Raw genomic sequence first — 6,078 nt, forward strand, 5'->3', positions numbered from 1 at the left:
CGCTGTCAATATAAGCTGCTGCCCTTCTGAAGAACCATCTTCGAGAGTTGCTCTTTGTATGATGCTTTTTCTATTGTAACGAAGCTTTGTCGCTTCCACAAAAAAATTTTGTTATACTACCAAAAATAGGTTTAAAAAGGAGTGACACATGATGAAAGTACAGCTGGACGCTTCTGTAACTGAACGCCTCCCTCAACTTTCTCTGGGCATTCTCCACTATAGCGGTGCTTCCGTCAGCGACTCCCCTAAAATGCTTCAAGGCCGCATCAATTACTTTGTGGAAAGCCTCCGTCTCGAACACGATCCTGCACGTCTGACTGATATTGAAGGCATTCGCGAGTGGCGAGCCGCTTTCAAACAGGTCGGCACCGATCCATCACGATACCGCCCCTCATCTGAGGCGCTACTTCGCAGACTGCTACAAGGAAATGCATTTTTCTGGATTAACAGCGCTGTCGACATCAATAATTTCTTCTCCGTCCTCCATGCCCTTCCTTTTGGCATTTATGACCAGGCGCAATTGGCTGGAGATGTCATTTTGCGAGTGGGCACCAGTGAAGACGTATACGAAGGATTGAATGGTCGTGAGGTCAACATGGAAGGCAAGCTGCTGCTCTCAGATGACAAAGGAGCTTTTGGCAGCCCAATCGTTGACTCCAAACGCTCTTGTGTCACCGAAAATAGCCGCAATCTCATGCAGGTGATCTTTTTCCACGAGCAAGTAAGCTCTCAAAAGAAGGATGAGATCCTGAACTCGGTCGGGCGGATGTTTACGGAGATCAATGGCGGCGATTTGGATAGCTCTTATATTCTCTCTGTCTAATAGAAAAACGGCCCGTCAAGCAGCGTGGCCGTCTTTTTTCTTGTGATCGTCTTTACTCCCTCGGAAAACGACATGCTCCAGCACTAAGCAAACGATAACTCCAAGCAACAGGCCGTTCCCAAACAGGAAGCTGACGAGAGGAGGCAAATGCTGCCACGCAGTCGACGGCACAAACATGACGCCGATCCCCACCAGCAAGGAGCTCCCTCCTACCGTAATCGTCCGATCGTCCATTTTCACATTTACATAATCCTTTAGTCCAAATCCGAGCAGCTGTGTGTAGGAAATGAACATGGCAGCATAGGCAACCGGTGTAGGAAGAGCCGCCAAAAAGTTTGATACGTAGGGCAGCAAGCCAATGATCATGATGCCGACCATAGCCAGCATAAACGGTAAACGAGACGCCATTCGGGTCGTCTGAATGACCGCAGCAGCAAGCGAGAGGGGAATCATCCCGACTACTCCACCAAGCCCGGACAACAGATGGGAAACCCCTGTAAAGACGCCTCCGCGGTTGTACTGCGCCTCAGTCGGTACTGTGTCGGTCGCTTTGCCCATGACCACCATGCTCGTTACCAGATTGGTCAACAGCACGAAGCCCGTCAGCATGCTCGTCAGAATGACTCCCCAATCCCAGAGAGGAGGTCCCCAGAAAAAGAGTGACGGCCACGCAATCACTTGTTCAGCGGGCCGGACAGGCTCCGTCCAACCCATGACGGCATAGAACCCCCATCCTGCTACCATTCCAAACAAAACCGCAAAGCTGGAAAAGCGCTTCGTCCGCATCACTACGATCACCAACGCAACGATTACAATCGAGACAATCGCCACCTGTGGGATCACTTCTTTCGAATGTTGGAATCCGATCCCCAGCATCCCAGCCAAAATATTGCTGCACAAGGATACAGCAAGCAAAATCATGTACGTCCCCGAAACGAGAGGCGTAAACCATCTCTGCAGCTTCCCGATCCATCCCATCAAGCCAAAAATCAGGAACAAAACCCCAGCCATTCCGAGTCCGATCTGAAAAGACTGCCCGATCTCACGCGGCGCAAGCCCCACACTGGTTCCGATCTGTGCCAAAATAATAAAGATCCCCCACCAAAGCCCCGCTGGTCCTTCCAGCATCGGATATTGGTGACCGATCCATACCTGCAAGAGAGAAGCCAGACCAATAAAAAACATGGTCTGCTGCATCAAATTACCGATTTCATCCGGCCCAAGACCATAGACATCGCCGATCATCAAAGGTACTGCTACACTGCTTGATACGGCTACGATCATCCATTGGAGAGCGGACAAAATGGTTGTGCCCACTGGCGGCTTGTCATACAAACCGTACTTCATCAAAACCACCTCATTCTTGTTACGGACAATACTACTGTCAATTGCCATTTGGATTGAGCCTGCATTCGACAGTATACAATACCGTAAAGAATATCACCATCCCGAAGCAAGCGATATACATACGAAAAAGGCTCATCAACCACGATGGCGTGATTGACAAGCCGATATTTGAAAGGCCTATTTCATCATCTGTTTTATCAACGCACGGTTTCGGCTTTGAAAAATATCATTATGCGAAGAAACCATTCCGCTTTTATGCGCTTCAGGCTGTATATATAGTTTAGCCTGGTTTACCGCATTCGCTGCATCTTGGAACGCCCCTGCGATCAAATGCACTTTTCCCTCGTACTTCAGAATATCCCCCGCTGCATAAATACCCGGCACTGAGGTCGCACTGGTAGCTTGACCCGCAATAAGATACTCTTCACTTAACTCCAGCTTTACTTTGCTATTTTCCAACAGTGACCTGTCTTTCTCATAACCATGATTGATGATCACTTCGTCAATATGTAGCACCTGTTTTTCACCTGTTACATGGTTGGTCAGTTCAACTCGTTCTATCTTCTCGTGATTGGGAGAAGCAATCAACTTGGTAATGGAAGTGTCAAAAAAACATTTTGCAGAACTGTTCATGAGCTGTTTCACTTGTGCTTCGTGTCCTGACAACGTGTCCTTTCGATAAATTAGGTACACTTGTTTCGAGATTGGTTCAAGCTCGTTTGCCCAATCAACCGCCGAGTTTCCTCCGCCAGAAATAATCACTATTTTATCCTTGAACCGCTTCAGTGATTTGACCGTATAATTTAGATTTGTCACTTCAAACTTATCTGCCCCCTCCAAATCAATTTTTTGGGGCTTTAAGATTCCTCCACCTATCGCTAGAATGACGGTTTTTGTATAATGCCGTTCTCCTGAAGCTGTATGGAGCACAAATAATCCTGATTCGTCACGTTCCATCCATTCCACTTTCTGATTCAATACCACAGTCGGGTGAAAGGTTTGTCCCTGCTCAACCAGTTGTTCAATTAAATTTTCTCCAAGAATAGGAGTAAGACCGCCAACATCCCAAATCATTTTTTCTGGGTAGACATGGATTTTTCCGCCCAGTACTGGTTGATATTCAATCAGCTTGGTCTTCATTTCTCTGAGACCGCTGTAAAAAGCGGAGAAAAGACCCGCCGGCCCACCTCCGATGATCGTTACGTCATACCATTCTTCGTTTTTCATCGTTTGAACCTCTCCTTTGTTACAGACGATTCTATTTTGCCCGAATCTTTTCCATAATGGTTTTTACTCCGAGTTCGATCGCCAAAGGTCCGCCAGCCGCAATTGAACTGTCTAATGCGTACATGTGACCGCTCTTTATTGCGCCAAGTGAATTCCATACAGAATCACTTTCCAGATTTTTTAGATAGCTCGCCAAATTCTTCGAAGACCCTCCTATATCAGCAACAAACATGTAATCAGGGTTCATTGCTGCCAGTCCCTCCAAAGAAATCTGCTCTCCTTTTGTGGACATGTCGGCATACTTGCTTGGTGGATTTAGACCGAGACCGCTTTCCTTGTTGAAAATAAACTGCGTCGTAAAGGCCCAAAATTGCTTGTCTCCCAGCATAATCAAACCAAAGGTCTTGTCGTTGTATGCCTTTAATTGCTCTTTTGAATCGGCAAGGAGTGTTTCAATACGCGTAATTTCATCCTGAGCCTTTTGCTCTTTGCCAAATATTTTTCCATATTCTCGTAATGCACCTTGCCAATTGTTTTCATTGGTATCCACGACAACAACTGGCGCTATTTTCTCCAATTTTTCTCCGTACTTCTCATACCGATTCGCGACCACGATAATTAAATCCGGATCGACTTCCAGTAACTTCTCCAGATTTGGATTCGCTATGGATCCGAGATCCGCGATAACGTTATTCTTGTACGGCGCCAGGGATTGCCACTCATCAAGTACGTTGAGATCGGTAGCCGCTACAGGGGATTCATCAAGCAAAAACAAATGCTCAAAATTTCGAAAAAAGAGGAGCGCTACCCTCTCTGGCTTCTTTTCCAATACGATCTCACGACCAAGAGCATCTACATACGTTCTCGGCCATTTTCCCGTTTCCTTATCCTTTTGTTCGGTTGTGCCTGTCTCCTCCGCTACGGGTGGCGTGCTGCTTGGTGCTGAACTGCTATTTGGCGTTCCAGCACAACCTGTCAAAATACTTACAAAAAATGCGATTGAGACCATTAGTCCCATGAGTCTTCTCATTATGACTCCTCCGATATGACTTTAGTTTTGCATGGCTAGCTTGGTAAGGCCAGTGTAGCAAAACACATTTTATATAGGAATGGAGCTATCCTGAAAACCATATGGATTATTCCTGAATGTCGCCCGGAATTCTCCAGGGGAGACACCAAACTGCTTTTTGAATATACGGCTGAAATAAAATGCATCTGTGTAACCGACACTAATGGCCACCTCGCCTATTGGCGCATCGTTAGCCAACAAGCATTCCTTTGCCCGATTAAGACGATATGCCATTAAATATTTTCCTGGACCCATGCCTGTGTACTTCTTGAAAACATAGAACAGCCTGTTCTCATTGATTTCATTTTGTTCCGCTAAGGCACGTACAGTCAGCGCGTCCATATAATGCTCATGTATGTATTTCGATATTTGCTCAAATAACGCTTGCTCACCGTCGTTGCTTTGGTTGCGGACACAGACGAACAGTTCCTCCAGTGCGCAGCGGAACAACATTTCTGTCTGAAAAGCGGAAATCCCGCCCGGCTGGCGAGACACACGCCACAGAAGCTCAAGGAGCTCCGTCAGACGGGGACTATGCCCTGGTGTAAGCTCAAAATGCGATTTTGGCAGGCAAAAGCCTGCTGGCTCGGGAGCACAAATTCGATACAGCACAAGCAGATACTCCCATCTGGTATTGCCAACAACTTGTCTATCCAATTGCATATGTGCGCCACCGTGCACCACATTCCCAGGAGCAAGCGTATAGGGCGTTCCATTAAAAACAAACTCTGCCTTACCTCTTAATGGAAAAACAAAGCCTGGTAAAGGCTCCGTATAGCCATCACAACGCATTCCCGGATCACGCGCATAGCGACAGACTTGCTCTACCCGAAAAGAAGTATGCGCAAAGTGCTCTGCAAGTTTATTGATATCGATGTTCATTTCTCGCACCTCCCTTTGTTCGGTATATGTAAACGAATTTCACACCAATGATCATTATTTTCATTGCTGGAATAATATAAGCTCACTTATACATTTTTAATCATACTTATATTGAGATTGATAATCAATCTTAATGTTGGGCTGTTTTGTTTTTTGAATGAAGGGAAACCTGGCATCGTACGCTCCCGCTCTCCTTCGCCTAGTCATTATTTTTACGTATAAACATAAAAAAACCCTGAAATCAATAAAAATTGATGTTCAGAGCTTTATTGTTTGTATGGTGCCGGTGAAGGGACTTGAACCCCCACGGTTTCCCTCACGATTTTGAGTCGCGCGCGTCTGCCATTCCGCCACACCGGCAATTATCTTGGAGGAGGCACCCGGATTTGAACCGGGGATAAGGGTTTTGCAGACCCGTGCCTTACCCCTTGGCTATGCCTCCATGATATAAGGTGAAACAATTTTGAGAAATGGAGCGGACGAAGGGTCTCGAACCCTCGACCTTCGCCTTGGCAAGGCGACGCTCTACCAATTGAGCTACGTCCGCATTTTAATGGCTGGGGTACTAGGATTTGAACCTAGGAATGACGGAGTCAAAGTCCGTTGCCTTACCGCTTGGCTATACCCCAATAAGTAATCCCCAACTATGAAATTATGGGGCGATCGATGGGACTTGAACCCACGAGTGCCGGAGCCACAATCCGGTGCGTTAACCCCTTCGCCACGACCG

5 protein-coding genes and 4 tRNA genes are annotated in these 6,078 nt (G+C 46.8%); 1 reads left to right on the forward strand and 8 read right to left on the reverse strand.

The features are described from left to right. The first annotated feature begins 151 nt into the window (after positions 1 to 151). Positions 152 to 823, forward strand: a complete 672-nt coding sequence (locus tag AB1L17_RS24655; RefSeq protein ID WP_412847764.1) for a B3/B4 domain-containing protein — start codon at positions 152 to 154, stop codon at positions 821 to 823. A 15-nt stretch (positions 824 to 838) separates the two neighbouring features. Here the strand turns inward: AB1L17_RS24655 and AB1L17_RS24660 are convergent, their stop codons facing one another. The 8 genes from AB1L17_RS24660 to AB1L17_RS24695 form a co-directional block, all read right to left on the reverse strand. After that, positions 839 to 2,170 (reverse strand): purine/pyrimidine permease, encoded by a 1,332-nt coding sequence (locus AB1L17_RS24660; RefSeq protein WP_412847760.1) that lies wholly within the window; start codon positions 2,168 to 2,170, stop codon positions 839 to 841. Between the two features lie 177 nt (positions 2,171 to 2,347). Then, entirely contained in the window at positions 2,348 to 3,397 is a 1,050-nt protein-coding gene (locus AB1L17_RS24665) for an NAD(P)/FAD-dependent oxidoreductase (RefSeq protein ID WP_412847761.1), read from the reverse strand. Between the two features lie 31 nt (positions 3,398 to 3,428). Beyond that, positions 3,429 to 4,427 (reverse strand): ABC transporter substrate-binding protein, encoded by a 999-nt coding sequence (locus AB1L17_RS24670; protein WP_412847762.1) that lies wholly within the window; start codon positions 4,425 to 4,427, stop codon positions 3,429 to 3,431. 69 nt (positions 4,428 to 4,496) lie between these two features. Continuing rightward, positions 4,497 to 5,348 (reverse strand): helix-turn-helix domain-containing protein, encoded by an 852-nt coding sequence (locus AB1L17_RS24675; protein ID WP_412847763.1) that lies wholly within the window; start codon positions 5,346 to 5,348, stop codon positions 4,497 to 4,499. Positions 5,349 to 5,626: 278 nt separating this feature from the next. Beyond that, positions 5,627 to 5,708, reverse strand: a tRNA-Leu gene (locus AB1L17_RS24680). An 8-nt stretch (positions 5,709 to 5,716) separates the two neighbouring features. Then, positions 5,717 to 5,790: transfer RNA gene (locus tag AB1L17_RS24685), tRNA-Cys, on the reverse strand. A 29-nt stretch (positions 5,791 to 5,819) separates the two neighbouring features. Further along, positions 5,820 to 5,895 (reverse strand) — tRNA-Gly (locus tag AB1L17_RS24690). Between the two features lie 7 nt (positions 5,896 to 5,902). Continuing rightward, a tRNA-Gln gene (locus AB1L17_RS24695) sits at positions 5,903 to 5,977 on the reverse strand. Between the last annotated feature and the right edge of the window lie 101 nt (positions 5,978 to 6,078).

The sequence above is a fragment of the Brevibacillus jepli genome (assembly GCF_047229145.1).
GTDB lineage: Bacteria > Bacillota > Bacilli > Brevibacillales > Brevibacillaceae > Brevibacillus.

What these genes read in the sequence shown, in the direction of transcription:
- AB1L17_RS24665 (WP_412847761.1), bottom strand. Translation starts at nt 3,397, where the DNA reads ATGAAAAACGAAGAATGGTATGACGTAACGATCATCGGAGGTGGGCCG.
- AB1L17_RS24675 (WP_412847763.1), bottom strand. Translation starts at nt 5,348, where the DNA reads ATGAACATCGATATCAATAAACTTGCAGAGCACTTTGCGCATACTTCT.
- AB1L17_RS24655 (WP_412847764.1), top strand. Translation starts at nt 152, where the DNA reads ATGAAAGTACAGCTGGACGCTTCTGTAACTGAACGCCTCCCTCAACTT.
- AB1L17_RS24660 (WP_412847760.1), bottom strand. Translation starts at nt 2,170, where the DNA reads ATGAAGTACGGTTTGTATGACAAGCCGCCAGTGGGCACAACCATTTTG.
- AB1L17_RS24670 (WP_412847762.1), bottom strand. Translation starts at nt 4,427, where the DNA reads ATGAGAAGACTCATGGGACTAATGGTCTCAATCGCATTTTTTGTAAGT.